The organism is Thermosporothrix hazakensis (assembly GCF_003253565.1).
In the GTDB taxonomy this organism is placed as follows: Bacteria; Chloroflexota; Ktedonobacteria; order Ktedonobacterales; family Ktedonobacteraceae; genus Thermosporothrix; species Thermosporothrix hazakensis.
The window spans coordinates 23,056-43,879 of the sequence record NZ_QKUF01000032.1 but is presented as its reverse complement, the minus strand read 5'-3'; the positions used below and the strand labels follow the sequence as shown (position 1 = coordinate 43,879).

Genomic DNA, 20,824 nt, shown 5'->3' with positions numbered 1-20,824 from the left:
TATGCATACCCCCGCAAACCGACGCATTCTCATCTCAGGGGCAAGTATTACCGGCCCCACCCTCGCCTACTGGCTCTCTCGCTACGGCTTCCAACCAACCATTGTGGAGCAAGCACCCACCCTTCGTGAAGGAGGGTACAAAGTCGATATTCGTGGAGTCGCTATCGATGTGATCGAATGGATGGGGCTTTTGCCCGCCATTCGACAGGCCAGCACGCAGATGAAAGGCGGAACCTATGTTGACAGCAGAAAGCGACCCGTTGCCTCTATTCCCGCTGATATCCTCAATTATCGCGAGGGACGAGATGATGAGGTCGTACGCGGAGACCTCTCACGCATTCTCTACGAGCACACGCGCGACGATGTTGAATACCTGTTTGGCGACTCCATCACAGCTATCGAGCAGCATGAAGATGGCGTGCAGGTCAGCTTCAGACACGCGGCACCACGAACGTTTGATCTCGTGATCGGCGCGGACGGGCTTCACTCCAATGTACGAACGCTTGCTTTTGGAGACGAAGCGCAGTTCATCCGCCACCTCGGAGCCTATGTCTCCATTTTCAGTACGCCGAACTTCTTTCAGCTCGATCACCACGAACTCTACTATCCATTGCCCGGAAAGATCGTCGGCAGCTATAGCTGCACACGATACGGAGGATGCGAAGGCATTCTTCTACTTTATGTCACCCCAACTCACCTATGACTATCGGGACTATCAGCAACTGCTTTTGTTGCTGGTCGAGCAGTTTGCGGGCGAAGGTGGCATTGTTCCACAACTGCTTGAGGCGGTATGGGATGCCCCTGACTTCTACTTCGATTCACTGAGCCAGATACATATGGATCGCTGGTCGACAGGTCGAGTAGTGCTTGCAGGGGATGCCGGTTATTGCGCATCGCCTGCCTCTGGTCAGGGAACCAGTTTGGCCCTGGTAGGAGCCTACGTCCTGGCGGGTGAGCTGGCCGAGGCTCATGGCGATTATCGAACAGCATTTGCTCGCTATGAAGACGTGCTGCGCGGTTATGTTACAGCGAACCAAAATCTGGGCGCGCAAGGTGTCGGGGATAGCATCCCACGCACGCGTATAGAGATCGGACTGCGTACCTTGATGCTTCGGTTGCTCTCGCTCCTGCCTCGTCAGCGCTCCCTTGTCGGAAAAATGTCGCAAGCCACACAACAGGCAGCGAACGCCATCAAGCTCAAGCACTATTAGAATTACATTAGCATGTACATATATATGTATGTCTTTTTGACAGCAACAGGCATATGGAACAGCTCGTTAGATGTGTCTGTTCAGTCGCGAAAGAATGCGGCCAACACGGGGGCCAGCACCTCCGCCGAAACTGTGTGTCTGCCCATCACGTGAGCTGCGGCAACGCCTTCGCGACGGTCCGCACCGCGTCACGCATGGAGGCCGGGCTCGCGCTTCCGTCCAGCACAAGCGTGGGAATCGTCACCCCTGCAAGACGCTCAACAGGGATTGCGCCATTTCCCAAAACAGTAAAGAAGCTTCTCAGATCTTGCTTTTCCCGTCTCCTCCCATACAGTGCCCGCCTTGACGGACAGGCAGAAAAGGCTGTATACTCCCTTCCAGGAGCATTATATGCACGTCAAGGAGGATGATCATGCCGGTTGAAACGGCGGGAGGCTGTCCCGTGGTTCTTTTGCCCACGGGTGAACTCTGCCCTTTTTACGTGCATTTTTGCTGAGAAGAGATACGAAGAGCAACAGAAAAGACCGTGGGTATCAAGAACCTGCGGTCGCTTGCTTTTTGGGCTGTCCTTTCGGGTTCTGATGCCCACAGAATCAGGAAGGAGACCACATGATGTGGAAAGGTACACTTGTCTCAATCCATATTGCCGATACAGCGGGGGCGCCCATGAAGCCGCTTCGCTCGGTCCGTGCCGTCGCGGGTAAAGGGCTGGAAGGGGATCGCTACTGCAAAGAGGAGGGCTTCTACTCATGGTTTCGCGGCCCTTTACGCGAGATCTCGCTGATCGAGGCCGAGGTCCTGGAGCGACTGGCGCAGGATCATCACATCCAGCTTGAGCCCGGCGAGACCCGGCGCAATCTGGTGACGCAAGGTGTTCCGCTCGGGCATCTGATAGGGCGGACCTTTCGCGTTGGCGAGGTGTTGCTGCGTGGCGTCGAGATCTGTGAGCCATGTCAGCATCTTGTCGAGGTCACAGGGAAGAAAGCGCTACTCTCATCGCTGATTCATCGTGGCGGCCTGCATGCTCAAATTCTCACTGATGGCCTGCTCACTATTGGAGATGAGATCGCGCCAGAAGCCTGACGATACCACCTATAGCACACATCAGACAGGGAGAGATAGTGACTCACAATCCTCTCTCCCGTCTCTTTCCACAAGCGAGATGCTGATAAGCCAGCGCCAGAGGCCAGGCTATGCCGTCACACCGCCTTCCAGATGCGCCTTAACGCGCCGAAGATACTCGTCATGCACATCACTCTTTTGAAAACTGGATAGGCGCTCCGGTTTCAGTTTCGCCTTTGCATCGGGTTGGAGCACCGTGACCATGTGTCGGCTAAAGCGCGTCTCCTCCCCCTGCTGTACGAGAGTGTAGGTAATCACACACTGCTGAACCAGTTCGGACCCGCCCGACAGGCTGATTTCCCAGAGATGAGGACGCTCCGATTTCGTGACCTCCCAGAGCACAGGAGTGCCCGAGGAGTGCCGCCCGGGATGCCGAACCACCTCGACAAAGCGAGAGCCAATCGTTTCTGGATGGTTGGTATCACCTCCAACAGCGATCGTGTCAGGATGCAGGCCCGGCCAGTTCGCAGGCGTCGAGACAAAGTCGTAAATCTCTGCGGCTGGACGCTTGATCTGAATAACCGAATCGACAGTGTATACCTCTGGCATACGTTCTCCTCCTCTCACATACCTGAACGCCTTTTTCAATCAATGACGGAAAGTATTACACTATAACTAAAGCAGTATATCATAGCAAAGCAGGGGAAGCAATCAGAAGGGGAGAACAAGCAGGCATATTCAGGGGGAAGGCTTCACCTGAAGGAATAAAGCGGACGTTCCGCCTGCTCCAGAGGCCAGACGACGCGCCTCTGTCCCTGCTGCCACTGCACAAGGACAATCTGATGACCAACCTGTTTCCCTTGCTCAAGGCGAAAGGCGCCGAAAAGCGTTCGACAGGTCAGCCTCTGAGCAGCAGCTTGAATCAGCTTCTCATCGGGATTGCCGGTCTCACGCAGACAACGAGCATACACGATACCCGCGGCAAACGCCTGGGCGGCTGCATAGGGCGGATCGCTTCCCACCTCCTGCCGATACCGCGTAACAAACCATCTCGCGTCGGGCCCCTCATCAGGCTCAAGGGCAGTCCTCGCGACCCATTGCGCAGGCCCGAGCAGCCCTTCACGCTGTTCTGGCGTTAACACCTCCTCGACCCCCGCTCCGACGCATCCCACAAAGCGCCACGCTCGCTCACGCACCTGAGAAATGATAGCCTGCTCATCGGCGAAATTCCCGACCACAAGCAGGCACTCGGCAGGTGGGATCAGCCCAATACGCGCGCTTGCCTGTCCGGAAGGAAAAGCGACACTTTGCACGCTCATCTGTAGGCGCTGTGCCTCTTCTTGAGCACCTGCCGCGACATCGCGTCCGAAGCCTGTTGTGCTATGAAACAGCGATACCGTTCGGAGCGCCGGGTACATGGTATGGAGCGCCCGCAGCCCGCTTGCAAAGTACATGGAGGCAGGCGATAGCACATTGATGACATGAGGGAACTGAGCCAGCCGCGAGTTCGCCCCGCCATGATTCCAGATCAGCCGCGTGCAGGAGCGAGCAACCCGCAGCATCGGGCCACTTCCGTAGGGACCAAACACGACATCGGGATAGTTGCTGAGCATCGCCTGTAGCGCGTCCGCTTCACTATCATAGACATCAAGTGTGACTCCGGTATAACCTGCCGGAAGCTGCGCGGCTTGCTTCGCCCACAAACACAGGGCGGCTGCACTGGCCCTTCCATAGAGCGCCAGCGGCCCGCTCAACGGCGTCACAAGTGCAGCACGTAATACGGGCATATGCCCCTCCTTTCGTGCTATATCCTGCGCCAGTACCCATATTCTCTATACGCAAAAGAGTCCCGGTCGGACTTCCGGGACTCCCCAGAATAAGGGTAGCGATGGGGGTTATCTCTTATCAGAGGGGCGATATCCTACCCGCTCCAAAAACGAACACACCACCTTCTCACCGTGCAAGAAATGGATTTTGTATGCATAGTATTTCTCTTCCAGCGCCGCACGTAAATAGGCCTCCCGCGCCTCCTCAAGCTCGTTGCCCTCGAATATGATGATGTCGCCAGCTTTGATAGTGTATTCAGGATTCTTGCTCGTCTGCTCTGGTTGCTGTTTCATGGCCCTCTCCCTCTGTCCTCACTGACGTATGGGTACAACACAACGAGAGATACAGATGTTTCTGTTGCTGTCTGGCAAATTGCTTGAGCATACTCATCAACTGCTCGAGCGCCAGCGGCTCAAGCGGCTCGCTATGCTTTTCAAACTCAACCCAGACCTCCGGGCTGCGCGGCTGTATCCAGGGATAGGCCGCGTAGAGGGCTTTCGGAACTCGATATTCCTTCAGCCAGCGCAGCCGATCCCGCACCATTGCGCCCCACGCCTTGCGCCGTTCCGGGTTCTCTTCCTGTCGATAAGCTGAAATCAGGGCGTGAAACTCCTGGATCAAGCCCTGAACAGCATCCTTCGCGATCTCAAGCAGAGCGTGCAATGGCATCTTCCATAAATACTGAAGCATCTCACACCTCTCCATCTGTCGGCACATACGAGACCAGCGTCTCCCCGTCCTCCTGCCGTAGCGTCTTCGGGATTACCCCCACCTTGAGGCACGCCCGCGCCAGCATCCGGTTCGTCGCTTCCTCCCCAATTCGCGCATCGAGCAGACGCACACATTCACGCAACAACGCCTGTGACTGCTCAATCTGCTTGAGGTTCTCCCGAATGCAGGTGAAGATTCGGTAACATTGTGCCCTCAACGCCTCAACTTCGATTTCTGTACTCACGGTCTATGAACCTCCTCATCAGCTACACAGAACCCACGAACCAAATGTCCAGGTAGCAAAAGATGTTTCACTGTAATGGTCAAATTATAAGAGAAATATATACATAAGATGGTTATATATGGTAAAATGTTATTAATTTAACAAGGTGCTTATTACATCCTTGCAAAACGAGATATCTCGTTTTATGATGAAAGGGAGCTTGTATGGGTCGTTATGAGGAATTAGGCAGGATTATTAAGAAAAGGCGACTTGAATTGAAATATACTCAAGGAGAAGTCGCACATATGTTAGGCGTCTCGCGGCCTTATGTCGCCCGTATGGAAACGGAGGGTTACGGTTTGGACTCTGTTTATACCCGAAGACAGCTTATCACGATTCTTGGATTAAGCCCGGTTCTCCTGGGGCTCGCACCAGACGATAAGCCGACTGCTCGCTATATTGACGTAGAAGTGGCCCGCCATACGCTCCACGTGCATCGGGAGGCCTACTTTTCCGGCGGAAATGTGGGGGGAGTTGAGGGAGTGCGCTTAATGATAGGACACCTACAAGAGTTTCAGCAAAACAAGGAAATACAGGAGGTTCTCGCACAATATGGCATGCTCGGGCTCGATATCGCACGCGAGGCATATGACTGGCAAGCGATACGCGAATTTTCCGATCTCTCACTTACAATAATAAAGGATCTTCATAATCCTTTGTTAGAAGCAACCTGTCGTATACGTCTGGCAGATGCTTACTATGAACACTACAAGTTTCAAGAAGCGAACCAAATAATTAGTCAGGTAAAGCTACCTGATACATTGCCCCGGGCTGCACTCAGTTCTGTCTATCTATGTATAGCAAGAACTGCCGCCGCGGAAAAGAAAAATTACTGGAATGCTCTGGACAAAGGCCTTACGATTGCACGAAAAGCAAACGACAAAGATGACACCGGCTGGATCAAGCCCACAGTGGAGTTCGCACACTTGCAGGCAGCTCAAGCCCATGCACATGCCCGTGATCCCGAACTACATGACGCGCTGGATATCGCTATGCATACTGATGCACGCTATACCCGCCGCCTGGCTATTCTCGATACCCTTGCCGCTCGCGCTGCTCTGCTTGACAAACAACCTGAACTGGCTGCCGGAGCGCTTGAAGCCGCCTTGCAAAAAGCCGTAAGCATCCGATCTATGCCCACCCTTGTCTTCATTGCTGAAATCGTCCATGCGCTTTCCCTCACCTCCTATGGCCGAACCATCGAGGCAAAGAAGCTTAAGTTGCAATGTGACGCAGCACTCGAACAGTTTCACCTGACGCTTCCCGCAGGAGTGTTCAAGCAACCGTAGAGGCAGAAGCGCTTCCCATCATCGGCTAGCGCTTCTTTCACCGCGAACCAGACATAGTTTGCATGCAGTCAATAGGAGAGCAACCAGTGCATAAACGTTGGTGGGAACGTCTTGAGCAGTTTAACAGGGTTCCCGTAGATGAAAAAAGACGTTGGCTTATTCATACGCTTCTCAATATTCCGCCTGCTTACCTGGGTCTGCAATCACTGTCCAACCTCAATGAGCTACAAACAATCTTCCAGCCAACGCCGGGAAAACTTCCCCCAGTGAATCTGAACCTCTATAAAGAGCGACTCCTGTCTTTCTGGCAAAATCCCTATGTCCCTTTTGATGAGCCTCTTTCGCTCATCTATGCCTTGCAGGATTATGCACTCTATCATGATGCAAGTGACTCGACGATGAGGCTCCTCTGCGAATACCTGATCGCCGTTGCCAATATGCAGCGGGCGCAGGGCTACCTCACATCAGCAGAAGCCTCCACACAGAAAGCGATCCAGCTTGCAGAAAGGCGTGACTACCCTTCATTGCTGGCAAAGGCGTTCTATATGCAATCCTACATCCTTTGCGAGATGCACAGAGCAAGCTTTGACAGCAACCCAACACAGATGGCTCAGGCGCTGGAATATGCAGAAAAAGCGCTGCACATTACCGAGCACTATGCAGTCCCGCCCCTGGTAGAAAGTGCCATTCGGGAGCGCTTTGCAACTGCCTTAAGCCTCTCTCCGCGTTCTCATCGTGATCTCTCTGTAGCCAGACAACAAAACGATCTGGCACGACTGATAACAGAGCGGTATCAGAGCCAGCACGACGAATACCCGCTTTTCCATAGAATCGACCAGAGCTGGCATATCATTGGAATTGCCCATATGCACCTTGCGATGAAAGAGCCAAAGACAGCGCTTACCATCCTTAAAGCAATGCCACCTGCACAGCCCGGGATGCGGCGCTTTCTGACAGCAAAGATCAAGGAAGCAGAGGCAACCATTCAAGCAGGATATCTCGATGAAGGGCTGACTATTGCTGAATCAACGCTCTCAACCGTGAAGAACTCACCATTGCACCTGATTCGGCTGCACAATCTTTATCAAGACTTGCGCAATGATGACCGCTATACCCGCGAACCAAGCGTGATTCAGTTTGGTTTCCGACTGGTCAAAACCCATCGCCCTGACCTGTTTCAGTGAGCCATATCAGATGTTCTCAGTGTCAGGCAGGCAGAGCTGCATCATCAAGGCAGGCGAGGAAGCAGCCCATAGAGCCGCTTCCCGCATTGCAGCCTGCTCAAGACTACTTATATGTAATATCCCAATGGTTGGATTCACGGGCATAAATGCGGTCAGCGCCATCGGTATAGAGCTTTGCGCCATCGCCCCGGGTGCCCGCCGCCTTGAAATGGCCGGTAATATAGTTACTCACACAGGAAGTCGGCTGAATATCAAGCTTATAGCCGTTCCAATGCGAATAGGTGCCGCTTGCGTGTCCTGTCTCGGTGCCGCCAGTAATCGTAATCGCGCAGCCGCTCTTCTGCTTGAATGCTATAATCTGCTCGATCGTATTGCGGCGTACCTGTTCCAGAGATGTACAATTTGAGCGATTGCGGTCGCTGCAATTGCCCGAAGACACAACAGAGATTCCGTTTGCCCGCAACATAGACATCGCCTCACTGTGGGTCAGCTTCGTCGAACCGTCGCTCCCGCCACCGGCAATCAGCCTGTTCCACGTGTCGGGGCCGGCAATCCCATCAGCGCTCAGGCCGCTCTTGCTCTGGAAGCTCTTGACTGCTGCTTCGGTCGCCGCGCCGAACGCACCATCAACGGTCAGGCTTGCACCATGTGCATTCAGTTGACGCTGCAAGGCCGTGACCGCAGCACCGCTACTGCCGCTTCTGAGAGTCACAATGAGCTTGCTCCACGTGTCGGGGCCGACGATGCCATCAGCGCTCAGGCCATTCTTGCTCTGGAAGTCCTTGACTGCTGCTTCGGTCGCCGCGCCGTAGATCCCATCTACATCCAGCGAATAGCCGCGCTGGCGCAACAAATACTGGATGCTCCGTATGTTTTCGCCGCTGCTTCCTTGCCCGTAGGTCGGCCAGCTTGCCGCCCTGGCGATATCAGTCTGTGTCGATATCAGGAGCGTGACCGCCAGAAGCCCCACGCAAAGAAACCCAGCCCAACCCCAATGTTTCAGCAGTTTCTTCATTCCGGTTCCTTTCCGTCTGATTGCTTGAACGACACATTCACCGTTCATTTCATACAGAAATGACAGGTCTACCCATTTGATTCCTCATAACCTCTCTTCCCTCACTACATTCTTTCAATAGAAGAAAACGACATGCACCCGTAGTGCACCCATCCAGTATAAAACATCTTTCCCAATTTCTCACGTAAAAGGCCAGAAGGTACCAGCCCACCACTCCGCCCGAATGGAAATAATGGTCTGTGTCTCTGAGCAGCAAGCAAGCAGATGAGTACACGGCATATTCTCATCCTGAAAGGAGTACGTCCGGTTGTCGCCTCTTCACCTGCGACAAAGCAAAGAGGCGAAACCTCTGAACCTCAAGCCGGAATATGTTCCTTCCGAGGAGGCGTCGCGGAGGTATGAACGCACTGCTGACGTGCAAAGCCGTGATGCCAGATGCTTCGGGGATACTCCACCTGCTGGTGACATTGTGGGCACTGGCGATTCTCAAGGAACCAGTGTTGCAGTTGCATGACCTTCATCCGCTTCTCTTCTGACAACGAGAGCACCGAGATCAGTTCGGGAAGGTGGCTTCCCCAGAAGGCCCGCTGATAGGCATACTTGGTAAAGTTCACCAGCACGCTTCCCGTGCGGTTGACAAGCATTTGTTCTCGTTCGGTGAACCAGGCCGTTAGCGCACCGGCAGGCAGAGCAAAGGGGTCAATATCCAGGATTTCCAGCAAACAGACGAGCTGATACATCATCACGGTTGCAACCTTTGAACGCGTGCGCACGTTGGCAAAGAGGTGTAAGCAGGCCTCAAGCTTCTCTTCAATCCGCTGCACCAGCGCATCGACGTCAACGATAAACTCGTCAAGACTTCCCTCCGCCAGCCGATTCAGACGATAGGATTCCAGTTGTGTGAAGTAGGGAGGCGTTGAGAGCTCCATTGTCACCGGATACATGCCCGCCTGCACAGGCTCCTTACGCTCTCGCTTGCCCCCATAGACTTCAGCGAAAAAGGGATGCTCGCTGATCTGTCGAGCGACGGCAAGCGCCTTACTTTGATAGCTAAAGAGCTTCTCGGCATAGGTCAGAATCACCTGGTTTTGCAGGTTGCGATAGGTATTGCGCAACAGGGCGTCGGTGTAGTTCTGAAGCACCGCGAAACGAAGTTGATAGGAGAGAAAGCGGTCTTGTTCCTCCGCAGAGAGAGACGAAAAGGCGCGATTGCGATAGAGCAGCCGATTATCCAGAAAGTCATAGATGGTCGTCAGGCGCTGGCGTCCATCCAGCACATACAAGTGGTTGTCAGCGCGAAAGGCGACCAGTTCGGGAAGGTAGAGCCCGCGCAAGATCGTCTCGATCAGGGCGTTTTTCAGCGGACGTGACCATACTCCTCCCCGTTGAAAATCCGGGAAGTTAAAATAGTAGTCTCGATCAGCCAGGAGAGCGCGAATACTGACCGTTTCTGGTATGTGTCTGATTTGATCTTGGCTCATAAAGCCTCCTTCTATGTTTATTGTCTATCGTACTCGGTAAGAGGGCAACTGTCAATAAAAAGGAAGAAGGTACGTATTCTCCAAGAAGAGACACAAAGAGGAGAGAAAGTATATAGAAATATGCACAAAAAGCAATATAACGTATTTCCCTGAACCGAGCAGCAGCCGAAGCACTCGTCCAATTCAGCCCAAAGTGCCCTCTTGTTCTGCTTCCCTTTTCTCCTCTCCAGTATAACGAGGACTCACACGGCATAGATCTAAACAGCTCGATCAAAGCCAGCAAGAACTTCAAGGTAAAACCCTCATTTGCTTCTAGAGACTTCCCCCCCTGGTAGAGCTGAAAGAGCGTCACAAGCCCGGGAAAACCCTCAAGGTGGGCATCGGTGTTGTATAGTAGGACCAAATCACTAAAATAAAGGAGAACAGGATACATGCCTCAAGCCCAATTGCATGATGGAAACCTGATCGAGTTTGAGCTTCATGGAGAAGGGCCAATGCTCCTCTTGCCTCTCAATCCAACCCCCATCGAGGGAGCGCAAGCCGAACAGATGCGCCAGTATGGCACAGATCCGGCTCTGGGACAATCCTTCATTCGGGGCCTGCGAGACCTCTTTCGCCTGGTTGTCTTCGATTATGAGGGACATGTGTTGAGCACGCCAAAACCGGATACACTGACGCCTGACAATATCGCCGCTGATTTTCTGGCCGTGGCCGACGCAGCGGGGGCCGATCGGTTCGCGTACTACGGGTACTCGTGGCTTGCGGTCGCCGGACTACAGCTTGCGATCCGTACCGATCGGCTCTCAGCGCTCATTCTGGGTGGTTATCCGCCACTGGATGGACCATACAAGGAGATGATGGCCGTCACAACGGCAAGTTATGATATCGCACGTGGCGTTCGCCCTTCACCTGATGATGAGTGGTCATCTGGCTCTCTTTCTGAAGAGCAGACGCGTCAGTTTGTCACCCTCTATAAAGAGCTACAAAGCTTTGATGATCGGGCCATTCAAGCGCGGTTAACCTGCCCACGGCTCAGTTTTGTGGGATCAGCAGACACCATTTCCTATAACGAGAACTGGGGAAATGTCGTTGTGGACATCGCGGGACCGGTACTCCGCGAGAGAACAACCCTTCAGGCGCTCGGTTGGGACGTAGAGGTGCTGGAAGGCCTGAACCATATGCAGGCGATGCAGGCAGAACATGTGGTGTCGGTCATTCGTTGCTGGTGGCAAGCAAAGCAACTACACAGGCAATAGCTTGCTGGCGCTCATCCAGTTTGAGGGATGGGCGCTTGCTTTTTCTCTTCTATAAAGAAAAGCCGACTTTTCGTGGCATTTTCCTCTTGACCTGGTGCGCGCTCTAGCTTTTATACTACCAGGGTAATCAATCTCAGTACAGCAAAGGAGAGACATAGATATGGAAATCACAGGTCAAAAAGTCATTGTTGTCGGAGGCAGCTCAGGAATGGGGCTTGCCGTTGTACGAGCTGCGCAAGCCCGAGGAGCGCACGTGATGATGGTTGGTCGTACGGAAGAGAAGCTCAAACAGGCACTTGAAACGCTGGAAACCCCGGAACGTGTCACCCCTATCACAGCAGATATCACACGCGAGGAGGATGTGCGAGCCCTCTTTGAGGCGGTCGGCCCCTTCGATCACCTGGTTGTGACAGCGGCAGGCGACCTGAGCTACCAGCCCATCAAGGAGGTAGACCCCGATAAAGCGCGCCGCATCGTCGATTCCAAGCTGATCGGAGCGCTACTTCTTGCCAAACATGGAAGCACCTCTATCAACTCGAAGGGCTCCATCACGCTGACGGCCGGGATTGCCGCACAGCGCCCGCTGCCAACTGGCCTGGTTGTAGCGGCAGTGAATGGGGCGCTCTTCTCACTCACCTATGGTCTGGCGATTGCGCTGGCTCCGGTCAGGGTGAATGTGCTTTCGCCAGGTTGGGTGGATACTCCTGTCTGGGACGTGATCGCAGGTGCCAATACACCGACGATGTTCGCACAGATGGCGCAGCGCCTGCCGGTTGGGCGTGTGGGCCGTCCGGAAGATATTGCACATGCAGCCCTCTTCCTGATGGAGAACGAGTTCACCACCGGGACCATTTTGCCGGTCGATGGAGGACATCGGCTCGTCTAGCACGCTTGCGGCGCATGAAGAAGGCTTCTGTCGCGGGGCCTTCTCTTCCCTGTGCCAGACGAGCGACTTTCCCACGTCCTGCCAGGCACGCAGGAATAGAGACGATATTCTATGGTCTGCTACTTCTAGAGCCGCCGGAGAGATGCCCCTTCCCTTTGAGCAAGTCCTGTGATCTCGTTCTCTATTGCTCCCTTGCGGAATGCTGGAAGGACCTCCTCAGTCAGACGTTGCAATTGAAGTGGCTCTTCAGGCCCGATGATGCGGAGCACAAACCATGTGACACCCGCGTCTACATAGCGTTGCAGGCGCTCAATGCAGACCTGTGGCGGGCCAAAGATCGTACGTCTCTCGACCTCTGCCCGTGAGAAGTTGTACATATAATAGTCGTCAAGAAATTCCTTGCTCTCACGAAATGCAACCTGCTCATCATCACGCAGGTTGACATCAAGGTAGAGCGAGGCGACAAAATCAGGTCCCGGTTCGCGTCCCATCTCGCGAGCATATCGCCGAATGTCTGCCAGGTTGTCAGCAAAAAGCTCGGGCGGTCGATTCAGCGTCATCCAGCCGTCGGCATACCGTGCAACCCGCTGCAAAGCTCGGGCGGTCATCTTCGGCTTACGCGGATCGGTTGCCGTCGAGATCCAGATGGGCAGAGAGCGCTGAACAGGACGAGGCAACACAGTGACATCTTGAAACGAGGTATACTCGCCCTCATAGCTGGCCCGCTCCTGGGAGGCGGTCAGGCGCATAATGTCAATTGCCTCTTCCATTCGGCGCATACGTGTGGCCGGGTCAATCTGGAATGTCGCGAACTCTTCGGCAAACGCGCCACCGCCAGCGCCACCCGCTCCCTGACTGGCGTTGAAAATGGTGCGTCCTCCCGAGAGCACATCCAGACTGAACCATTGATATGCAAGCTGCAATGGGTTTCGTAGCGGCGTACTGGTAAAGCTGGCCGGACCGAGCTTCACACGCTGTGTTGAGACAGCCAGCGCACTCAAAAGCATCAGAGCATCCAGGCGGGGCTTGGCAAAGATCGAATCTCCAACCCAGATAGATCCCCATCCAGCCGCTTCAGCCTTCTGAGCAAGTTGTATCAGCTCGCTGACGGTTGAATTGCCAGTCACGATATTTCGATTGGAAAGCACTAATCCAAATTGAGGAGAATCTGACACGGTTCTCTACCTCTTTCATCTTTTGCTCACACCATAGCAGCAAATAAGTAGAAGAAACAGAGTTCTCTGTTACTGGTAGTCTGAGTACCAGGCAATAGAAAAGAAAGAGAGTATAAAATAATAAAGTATTCATGATATCTTTTTCTGTTACAACAGCTACAGAGGGGAGCAGATACGTCTTTTGCTGTAACACATCCCTTGCCTATAGAACGATTTCACCTATCAGATTCCTCATCTTCTCAAGCTTTAAAAATAATCTTTCGCGTTAACATCATAGAAGAAATAATAGTAGAGTAATGAAGATGAAAAAAATAGTACTGTCATGCTATGACTCCTGAAGACATGTTGCTTTATGCTACAATAATAGAAGTGAATAACAAACTTTACACAGGAAATGAGGTAGTATGTGCGGTTGGTTATGGTAATAGATCACTCTCTAATAACACGTAAAATCGTTAAAATCAGTTTATCCCGGGCAGGATACGATGTTGTCACATTTGCAGACTGTATTCAGGCATATAAACGTATCAATGAAACGCCTCCGGATCTCCTCCTGATCGGCACCGAGTTTGAAGGGATGAATGGATACGAGTTTGCCCACCTTCTCAGGGCCCACCCTGAGTTCGCGAATCTACCGCTGCTCTTCCTCGCTCGCCGTGGAGGCCTGGTTGAGCGCTTCAAGGCCCGTATGGCAGGTGGAGTCGGAATTGTGACAAAGCCGCTGATTGTACGCGAGCTTGTCGCGCAAGTTCAAAAAGTGCTCGATGAGAGAGCAGAGCACCCGTTAGCAGATCTTCCGACGACACATCTTCCATCGATTCCTGATAATACAGAGAACACACAATAAGCCGCGTCTTTCTCTTCTCAGAGAACACAGCTTCTCTTCAAAAATTGATTGCTTGATAGAGTACAATTGAGCTATGGTCGCTAGCAGAGTACGAAAAAGGATGCAAAGTATGCAGCAAAGCAAGAACATACAACGCCGAAAAGAACTGGGTCAGTTTCTCCGCACTCGTCGCGCACGCCTGTCGGCTGAGCAGCTTGGCCTTCCGAGAGCGCCCCGCAAGCGAACGCCCGGATTGAGACGCGAGGAAGTGGCTGTTGCAGCAGGGGTCAGTACAAGCTGGTACACCTACCTCGAGCAGGGACGTGACATTCACGCCTCTCCAGTGGTCCTGAGCAGCCTGGCAGACGTCCTTCGGCTTACCGAGGATGAGCGTGAGTATCTTTTCACGCTTGCAGATCAGCCCCAGGAGCCGGGATACAGGCAATCTTCCCTATCCACCTATCAACGAGTGCTGGATAGCCTCGGAGATATCCCCGCAATGCTGACCAATCCTGTCTATGATGTGGTTGGCTGGAATCGCGCGGCACGGCTGGTCTTCGGCGATTTTGAGTTGCTTCCCCCCGAAGAACGAAATATTCTCAAGCTGCTCTTTCTCACTTCTCCAGCAAGCAAGCGTATCACCTTGTTCGAGGAACAGGATACATATGCGAGAGAAGTTGTAGAAACGTTTCGGAAGCGTATCATGTCCGCGCAGGATACGCCCGAGATCCACAATTTTATAGCGCGGCTTCAGCAGGAGAGTCCCCGTTTTCAACATTACTGGGCACAGCACAACGTTCGCTCAAGTTGTGACAACACAAAACAGCTCTCTCATCCTCGGGCAGGCACCCTGACGCTTGAATATGCGAAGTTTCAGCTTGTGGAACAGCCCGAAATTCGCTGTCATATGTACCTTGCAGCCGATCCCGAAACGGCACACAGGTTACGCCAGCTCCTGCATACAAGCGCTCAAGAGGAAGCTCTGCTCATTTCTGGCTAAGCGCTCCCTTCCCTACGCTCCACCCTTTTAAGCGGCTCAAAAACTTTACAATGAAGCGGAAATTCGGTAGCATAAAAGAAGAGAGCGTTTTTGTAGAATGTGCCTTATCGTTATTTAGTGGGGGTGTATTATGAAGGAGAATGAAGAGCCCATTTCTTCCCAGGACGAAATGGATGACGAAAATTCAATGTATCTGGCTCTTATTAACCATAAAGGTGATATTCGGAATGTTACACCTATTTCTCCTGGAACTCTTTCTACCGTGCAGGAGACGCTGAGACATTTGAAAGCAGTTCCTGTTACACCTGCCAAAAGAGCACGCCGGGTTCCTCCATTCCCAAGCGTCACCTCCAAACATACAACGCCACTTCCAGGAACCGAGCCATTCCTGATGATCACAACCAGTTTTGGCCCGAGCGTTACCAAGCAGCCAACACTCTGGAACGAAGGGGAAGGCTTCGACCTGCTCACACCGACCGGCAAATTGCGCATTGAGGGAAATACGGTCGGCGAGAACATTTCCTTACAGCATTATGTTGCGAGTGAGCTTGGCCCGGAAGGGTTGAAGGAGCTTGTCGGGCTGATCGATGTCTATCTGTCGCTAACGCAGGGGCAGGATCAAACCCAGAATGTTGAAGTAACAGCCAAGCAGGTGCTTCAGCGTATCGGGAAGGGCCGTCACGCCGATGATGACGACGAGCAGGCCCACCTGCTGAATACTGCCCTCTATCTGGCACGGACCTTTGTGATCGGGCGCACCTCCGCACAAACCCGCATTTCACCGCTGCTCATTCTAGAAAGCGCGACCGCTGATGAGTTTGGGACTGTGCGGCTACGTTATCACCTCGGGGTGGAGTTTTACGATGCATTATGTGGGCCGAAACCGAGCCTGTATCCGTTGCCAACACCACGCGTCATCGGCTATCATGGCGCAAAATCGCATCATGAGCTGATGCTGACATTCTTCCTGGGAAATCGGCTCGCGCAGGGCTCCTATTCTCTCTATTTCACCACTCTGTGCCTGCATAGTGGCCTGCTTTCGCATGACAAGCTGCTTTCGAGCAATAAAAACAGGATGCGCGACGCACAGCAGGTCATCTTCGCGATTATGCAGTTGGAGCGTGATGGCTTCCTGATCTGTGAACCGCACCCAGATGTCGATCTCATTCTTGCTGTTAATATCTTGCTTGGTACAGCTAAGGTTGGCGATCTGGCTCCCGCGCGTCAGGAGCAGCTTCAGGGTCAGCTCTCGGCTCTTCAGGGTTACACGAAGACAGAGCAGAAGACCAGGCGTCGTAAAGCGCTGCAACGCCTGCTGAACGTTGATGCCTCACGGGAGGAGCTGCGGCGCGAAAACCCTGAGTTTTGTACTCGCCTGGTCTTTCATCCCGGTCCCCAGTTCCTGGCGAAACAGAAAGAGATTCTAGAGAATCAGTCAGGGCTGATCGTTGTCGACGAAAAAGCGCCAAAGCGAGAGGGTAAGTAAGCTGCTTCCCTCTCTGCTTGCCTGCCTTGAGAGAGCAGAAGGGCAGGTATCGAGCGCTGCGAGACCCACTTTTTCACCAGCCACATGAAGAGTTAGCACCCCTCGCTGAAGAATTTCCTGCATCTTTTGATGATATTAATCCCCTTCGCTGAGGAATTAATCCCCCTCGCTGAGGAAAATGGCCCCGGTTAGCACCCTTCGCTGAGGAATTAATCCCCCTCGCTGAGGAATTTCTGATTCTTACATCCCTGACTTAATCCCCTTCGCTGAGGAATTAATCCCCCTCGTTGAGGGATTTCTGATTCTCACTTCCCTGACTTAATCCCCTTCGCTGAGGAATTAATCCCCCTCGCTGAGGAATTTCTGATTCTTACATCCCTGGCTTAATCCCCCTCGCTGAGGAATTAATCCCCCTCGTTGAGGAAATAGAAAAAGTGACATGACCCGAATAGTACTCTTGGGTCTCCGGATTAGCGCCCTTCACTGAGGAATTAATCCCCCTCGTTGAGGAAATAGAAAAAGTGACATGACCCGAATAGTACTCTTGGGTCTCCGGATTAGCACCCTTCGCTGAGGAATTTACACCCCTCGTTGAGGAAATAAGCCCCTTTTCTGATGCAGTTAGCACCCTTCGCTGAGGAATTTACACCCCTCGTTGAGGAAAATGGCTTTTTTTTGCTGAGAAAATAGCACCCTTCGCTGAGGAAATCTCGGATGAGCCGGCTTCCCGGGCCATTTCTACCACAGAGGAGCAAAAAGGGGTGATCGCCTCCCATATACATCGAAATAATTCGATTGAAATCGAGCTTCAGAGGCTGTACAGTGTAGTTGTGACACGGCGAACTGGTAAAAAAAAGTGCCCGCCGAAGATGGGCGGGCAGCGCAGTCTGTATACAACACACACGCAGTCTGTATACAAACCCTGTATACACAGTCTGTATACACAATCTGTGTAACACAAAACAGTCTGTAATCAGTATACAGGCTGCGCTCTCCAAAGTCAATAAATATCGGTCTATGAAAAGCAGGAGGGAAAACATGGAAGGGTTCCTTGGGTTGCAGGAGAGTCAGGAATATACAGAGTTACTGAATTATAGTCCGAATATAGAGCGCGTGCATGAATCGGTATTGCAGGTGGTCCTTTACATTTTTTCGGCATCGGATAAGCGAGCGGTAAATGGGCTACAATTTCTGGCGCATCTGCTCCATCTGGCCACGATTAAGCAGATGAGCTTGTTTTCTGACGAGTTGGAGGATGTTGCGGTTATCCGCGTTCCGAGCATCAGAGCGCTGTGTTACAGTGGAAAATACGACTGGAAATGGTGCTACGACACCACCTGTAAATATTTCTCGCTTTTGTCTCTGGCAGGTGTGCTATATCGCCCCACCTCTCAGAAGAGAGGGGAAGGCACTACGCTGTACTTTCCGCTTGGCGCGTACAGGCCACCAGAACATATCAACGTCGAGGTACTTGAGAACAGCCGCCCGAAGCTGAAAAAGAGTGGCGCTCTCAAGCGCATGACGAACGCTGAAAGCGTGTTTGAGCCCGGGCAGCTCAGCAGCGATCAGGCCGAGATTCGACGGAGCATGAAGAAAGTGGTCCAACTGCTCAAGCGCGAAGCTCCGGAGTCTGCTCAGAAGCTCGCGCAGGCAATCGCGAACATTCTGACCGATCATACCGCACGTGTTGTCAAGAAGCTAGCCGGTGAACCAGTGGGGCGAACAGAAGATGCTGCTTCCGAGGCAAAGACACAATCGGATCAGCCACCAATTGTTGAGACGACCATAGCCGAGCCGTGCACAGCAAAGCAAGCCGCACTCCCTGCGCCTGTCAGGCCGACTGATACTGTAGCTGCTGCCGTGCCGACAACCGAGCAAGCGGACGCTGTAGCTGCCATCGCTCCGACAATCAAGCAAGCTGACACTGTAGCGGCTTCCATGCAAACAATCGAGCAAGCGGATACTGTAGCTGCCATCGCTCCGACAACTGAGCAGGCTACCGAGACGAAAACGCCGTCCCAATGGCAGGAGGATTTCCCTTTCAGCATACCCGAGATTGAGGAACTCACCATCACGCTCACACCGGAAGAAGAGGTCACGTTGAGCAAGGCCCTTTCGCTCTACTTCAATAATGACGAATCGAAGATCGGACACTATCGGAAGCTGCTTCAGGAGGACGCGCAGGCGCTACACCTCGCTATTGTAGATTGCCTGATCCGCAGTCACTTCCCAGACTCAGGGCATCAGCGGGAACCGCTCGGCGGAGGATGGGTAACGCGCCAGTACAAGCGCTATCATGAAAAAGTCGGGGCTCTCCGAGAAATCGAGGCATGGGCTGACTGGCTGCTTGAGCGCGAAACAGGGCCGGCATTAATCCATGAATATATGCTGCTGGATGACATTCTCAAGCAGGTCGGACAGTGGCAGGATTCGCAGGGAATGACAGTCCGCAAGCGCCCGATGCCCGAAGAAGTGGTGATAGATCACTCCTACCTGCGCAACTTCTGGCATCAGAACGGGGCCCAGGGACTCCTGCTCTATGGTCATCTCTTTGTCGATGTCGAGGGTGATATTCTGCCAGCCGAAGAGTATGAGCAGCTTCGTCTGAACGCTCTGGAGGCCTTTGTCACCGGGGAAAAATCCGAAGAGCTCTCGGAGAGCATATGCCATGAACTCCAAACCTATGTGGACTGGGTTCAGCAATATGCCTACACGCTTGAGGAAAAAGCGGAACTGATGCAAAGGATCCCCCGCGAGGTATTCGACTGGATCGGTGCACTCAGACAGCAACTGAGCAATCAGCACTACAAGGTTCGGCTCCTCATCGCGCCTATGGACCGCCGCCACATCCTCGAGGTACTGAATCTGGAAGATATGCGCCAATCCTGGATACTCCGTTCTGCTGAGGACGTCGCAACCTTTATCAGGCAGCGAGAGTGGGAACAAGCTATCGCCGAGGAAGAAGAGGCTGAAGAAGGACGCGAGGGGTAGGAGGTATGCACCTTCCAGCGCCTCGTGAGGGGTCGAGTATGGTTCCAGGCCGGATTTCAGGCATCACCCGACCAGCCATTCAGACCATATCGTGATGTTCCTGCTCTCAGGGGTGAGCAGGTCTCTTGCGAGCGTTAACGGCTCAAAACGCCCGATTTTGGGGCTGTAGTCCTGCGCTTTCTGGGGTGTAAATATTCCTTCCCTTATACTGCCTGGAGAACGCGTTTCTGCGCCAGCCTTGCCCGGCTAACACACGATCCAGATCTTGCAGTATGCCTTCTGATCGCATCGCTCGTCGCTGAATTGGCTCTCGATCGAGCTGCCACTTCTGGATCTGCTTGATATGTCAGGCCTCGTAGAATGCGTTAAACATGAGCCTGCACAAGGGCTCGGCGATAGCGAGAACTATCGAAGGGAAAGAGCCCTGCAACCGACCAGCCAGGCAGATCCCCTTTCACACCACACCGATAGATTGTGCTTTCTGACTCCATCAGATAATAGTCACAACACGGCTCTCACTGTTTCTCCATATCCATCTGAGAAAGTAGTAGACTTGATACTGAAGCCGCTTCCCATGCTGCTTCATCTGCTTATGAAGATGGTAGACCCGATGCTCAACCCGCTTCCCACGCTGCTTCACACCTTCCTTCCAATCTCCCATGAGCGGAGGCTCGATAGAGTATCTGTTCTCGCTCCATTGAACTATCATCTGCCTGCGAAGATGGTAGACCCGATGCTGAAGCCGCCTCTCATGCTGCTTGAGCCACGTCCAGCTTATAGAAAGGGATATCTTCTCGCCTGAAGGGTATACTATTCTCTCTCCATTTCGTATACCTCTCCTTACGCCAGAGAGATAAGATAGAGCAGGGCTATGAGGATGGGTCTGCCTTCTAGATGAAGAATAGTATACTCTTCAAGTGAGGCCGGCGAGGCAACAGAGAACAGGTATGCTATTTCTCATCAATTAGCATACCCTTTCTGGATAGGAGGGAATGTGTGAGTGTTAAGGTATCACAATACCGAACACATTCGTATACTCTTACTCAGGCAGGCGAGCAGGGATAGTTGAGAAGGGTATGCCATATTATCGAGATAGCATACCCTTAACGCGTCTTATGGAAGCCGTCAGAGAATGGGTATA

22 protein-coding genes are annotated in these 20,824 nt (G+C 52.9%); 11 read left to right on the top strand and 11 right to left on the bottom strand.

Annotated features, from left to right (window positions below):
• Nucleotide 1: 1 nt before the first annotated feature.
• Nucleotides 2–703, top strand: coding sequence for an FAD-dependent monooxygenase (locus EI42_RS33500; RefSeq protein WP_211326357.1), 702 nt, complete (start codon nucleotides 2–4; stop codon nucleotides 701–703).
• Nucleotides 681–1,211 (top strand): FAD-dependent monooxygenase, encoded by a 531-nt coding sequence (locus EI42_RS33495; RefSeq protein ID WP_211326356.1) that lies wholly within the window; start codon nucleotides 681–683, stop codon nucleotides 1,209–1,211. The genes EI42_RS33500 and EI42_RS33495 overlap by 23 nt, the downstream gene beginning before the upstream one ends.
• Nucleotides 1,212–1,356: 145 nt before the next feature.
• Here EI42_RS33495 and EI42_RS32840 read toward each other — a convergent pair whose 3' ends face one another.
• Nucleotides 1,357–1,494, bottom strand: coding sequence for a hypothetical protein (locus tag EI42_RS32840; RefSeq protein WP_170142931.1), 138 nt, complete (start codon nucleotides 1,492–1,494; stop codon nucleotides 1,357–1,359).
• Between the two features lie 326 nt (nucleotides 1,495–1,820).
• Between EI42_RS32840 and EI42_RS26650 the strand changes: the two genes are divergently transcribed.
• A complete protein-coding gene (locus EI42_RS26650) occupies nucleotides 1,821–2,294 on the top strand; it encodes an MOSC domain-containing protein (protein WP_211326355.1) in 474 nt (157 codons plus the stop codon).
• Nucleotides 2,295–2,402: 108 nt separating this feature from the next.
• Here EI42_RS26650 and EI42_RS26645 read toward each other — a convergent pair whose 3' ends face one another.
• From EI42_RS26645 to EI42_RS26625, 5 genes are all read right to left on the bottom strand, one after another.
• A complete protein-coding gene (locus EI42_RS26645) occupies nucleotides 2,403–2,882 on the bottom strand; it encodes an SRPBCC family protein (protein ID WP_111325685.1) in 480 nt (159 codons plus the stop codon).
• 143 nt (nucleotides 2,883–3,025) lie between these two features.
• On the bottom strand, nucleotides 3,026–4,060 hold the full coding sequence (locus EI42_RS26640) for an ABC transporter substrate-binding protein (protein ID WP_111325684.1): 1,035 nt from the start codon (nucleotides 4,058–4,060) through the stop codon (nucleotides 3,026–3,028).
• A 108-nt stretch (nucleotides 4,061–4,168) separates the two neighbouring features.
• Nucleotides 4,169–4,393: a hypothetical protein gene (locus EI42_RS26635; protein ID WP_111325683.1), complete on the bottom strand. Its 225-nt coding sequence runs from the start codon at nucleotides 4,391–4,393 to the stop codon at nucleotides 4,169–4,171.
• Nucleotides 4,356–4,790, bottom strand: a complete 435-nt coding sequence (locus tag EI42_RS26630) for a hypothetical protein (RefSeq protein ID WP_111325682.1) — start codon at nucleotides 4,788–4,790, stop codon at nucleotides 4,356–4,358. The genes EI42_RS26635 and EI42_RS26630 overlap by 38 nt, the downstream gene beginning before the upstream one ends.
• 1 nt (nucleotide 4,791) lies before the next feature.
• Nucleotides 4,792–5,055, bottom strand: coding sequence for a hypothetical protein (locus EI42_RS26625; RefSeq protein ID WP_111325681.1), 264 nt, complete (start codon nucleotides 5,053–5,055; stop codon nucleotides 4,792–4,794).
• A gap of 203 nt (nucleotides 5,056–5,258) precedes the next feature.
• Between EI42_RS26625 and EI42_RS26620 the strand changes: the two genes are divergently transcribed.
• Together EI42_RS26620 and EI42_RS26615 are read left to right on the top strand one after the other, a co-directional pair.
• On the top strand, nucleotides 5,259–6,383 hold the full coding sequence (locus EI42_RS26620; RefSeq protein WP_111325680.1) for a helix-turn-helix transcriptional regulator: 1,125 nt from the start codon (nucleotides 5,259–5,261) through the stop codon (nucleotides 6,381–6,383).
• Between the two features lie 62 nt (nucleotides 6,384–6,445).
• A complete protein-coding gene (locus EI42_RS26615) occupies nucleotides 6,446–7,567 on the top strand; it encodes a hypothetical protein (RefSeq protein ID WP_211326354.1) in 1,122 nt (373 codons plus the stop codon).
• Between the two features lie 103 nt (nucleotides 7,568–7,670).
• On the opposite strand, the gene EI42_RS26610 is transcribed toward EI42_RS26615, so the two are convergent.
• Together EI42_RS26610 and EI42_RS26605 are read right to left on the bottom strand one after the other, a co-directional pair.
• The gene (locus EI42_RS26610; protein ID WP_111325678.1) at nucleotides 7,671–8,582 is read right to left on the bottom strand and encodes a peptidoglycan-binding domain-containing protein; all 912 of its coding nucleotides are present in this window, start codon (nucleotides 8,580–8,582) and stop codon (nucleotides 7,671–7,673) included.
• Between the two features lie 356 nt (nucleotides 8,583–8,938).
• Nucleotides 8,939–10,063 carry a DUF262 domain-containing protein gene (locus EI42_RS26605; RefSeq protein WP_111325677.1) on the bottom strand — a complete coding sequence of 375 codons (1,125 nt, stop codon included), beginning with the start codon at nucleotides 10,061–10,063 and terminating at the stop codon, nucleotides 8,939–8,941.
• 431 nt (nucleotides 10,064–10,494) lie between these two features.
• On the opposite strand from EI42_RS26605, the gene EI42_RS26600 reads away from it, so the two are divergent.
• Together EI42_RS26600 and EI42_RS26595 are read left to right on the top strand one after the other, a co-directional pair.
• Nucleotides 10,495–11,319, top strand: a complete 825-nt coding sequence (locus EI42_RS26600) for an alpha/beta fold hydrolase (protein ID WP_111325676.1) — start codon at nucleotides 10,495–10,497, stop codon at nucleotides 11,317–11,319.
• Nucleotides 11,320–11,479: 160 nt separating this feature from the next.
• Entirely contained in the window at nucleotides 11,480–12,205 is a 726-nt protein-coding gene (locus EI42_RS26595) for an SDR family oxidoreductase (RefSeq protein ID WP_111325675.1), read from the top strand.
• Between the two features lie 125 nt (nucleotides 12,206–12,330).
• On the opposite strand, the gene EI42_RS26590 is transcribed toward EI42_RS26595, so the two are convergent.
• Complete coding sequence (locus EI42_RS26590; RefSeq protein ID WP_111325674.1) at nucleotides 12,331–13,380, bottom strand: LLM class flavin-dependent oxidoreductase; 1,050 nt, start codon at nucleotides 13,378–13,380, stop codon at nucleotides 12,331–12,333.
• A 418-nt stretch (nucleotides 13,381–13,798) separates the two neighbouring features.
• Between EI42_RS26590 and EI42_RS26585 the strand changes: the two genes are divergently transcribed.
• The 4 genes from EI42_RS26585 to EI42_RS26565 all read left to right on the top strand — a co-directional run bounded on the left by EI42_RS26585 (nucleotide 13,799) and on the right by EI42_RS26565 (nucleotide 19,683).
• Complete coding sequence (locus EI42_RS26585; protein ID WP_111325673.1) at nucleotides 13,799–14,227, top strand: response regulator; 429 nt, start codon at nucleotides 13,799–13,801, stop codon at nucleotides 14,225–14,227.
• Between the two features lie 109 nt (nucleotides 14,228–14,336).
• A complete protein-coding gene (locus tag EI42_RS26580) occupies nucleotides 14,337–15,206 on the top strand; it encodes a helix-turn-helix transcriptional regulator (protein WP_170142930.1) in 870 nt (289 codons plus the stop codon).
• A gap of 169 nt (nucleotides 15,207–15,375) precedes the next feature.
• Nucleotides 15,376–16,692 carry a hypothetical protein gene (locus EI42_RS26575; protein WP_111325671.1) on the top strand — a complete coding sequence of 439 codons (1,317 nt, stop codon included), beginning with the start codon at nucleotides 15,376–15,378 and terminating at the stop codon, nucleotides 16,690–16,692.
• A gap of 1,038 nt (nucleotides 16,693–17,730) precedes the next feature.
• Entirely contained in the window at nucleotides 17,731–19,683 is a 1,953-nt protein-coding gene (locus EI42_RS26565) for a hypothetical protein (protein ID WP_111325669.1), read from the top strand.
• 365 nt (nucleotides 19,684–20,048) lie between these two features.
• Here the strand turns inward: EI42_RS26565 and EI42_RS34510 are convergent, their stop codons facing one another.
• Both EI42_RS34510 and EI42_RS33490 read right to left on the bottom strand, forming a co-directional pair.
• Nucleotides 20,049–20,174, bottom strand: a complete 126-nt coding sequence (locus EI42_RS34510; RefSeq protein ID WP_282957336.1) for a hypothetical protein — start codon at nucleotides 20,172–20,174, stop codon at nucleotides 20,049–20,051.
• On the bottom strand, nucleotides 20,174–20,344 hold the full coding sequence (locus tag EI42_RS33490) for a hypothetical protein (RefSeq protein ID WP_211326353.1): 171 nt from the start codon (nucleotides 20,342–20,344) through the stop codon (nucleotides 20,174–20,176). The genes EI42_RS34510 and EI42_RS33490 overlap by 1 nt, the downstream gene beginning before the upstream one ends.
• Nucleotides 20,345–20,824: the final 480 nt, after the last annotated feature.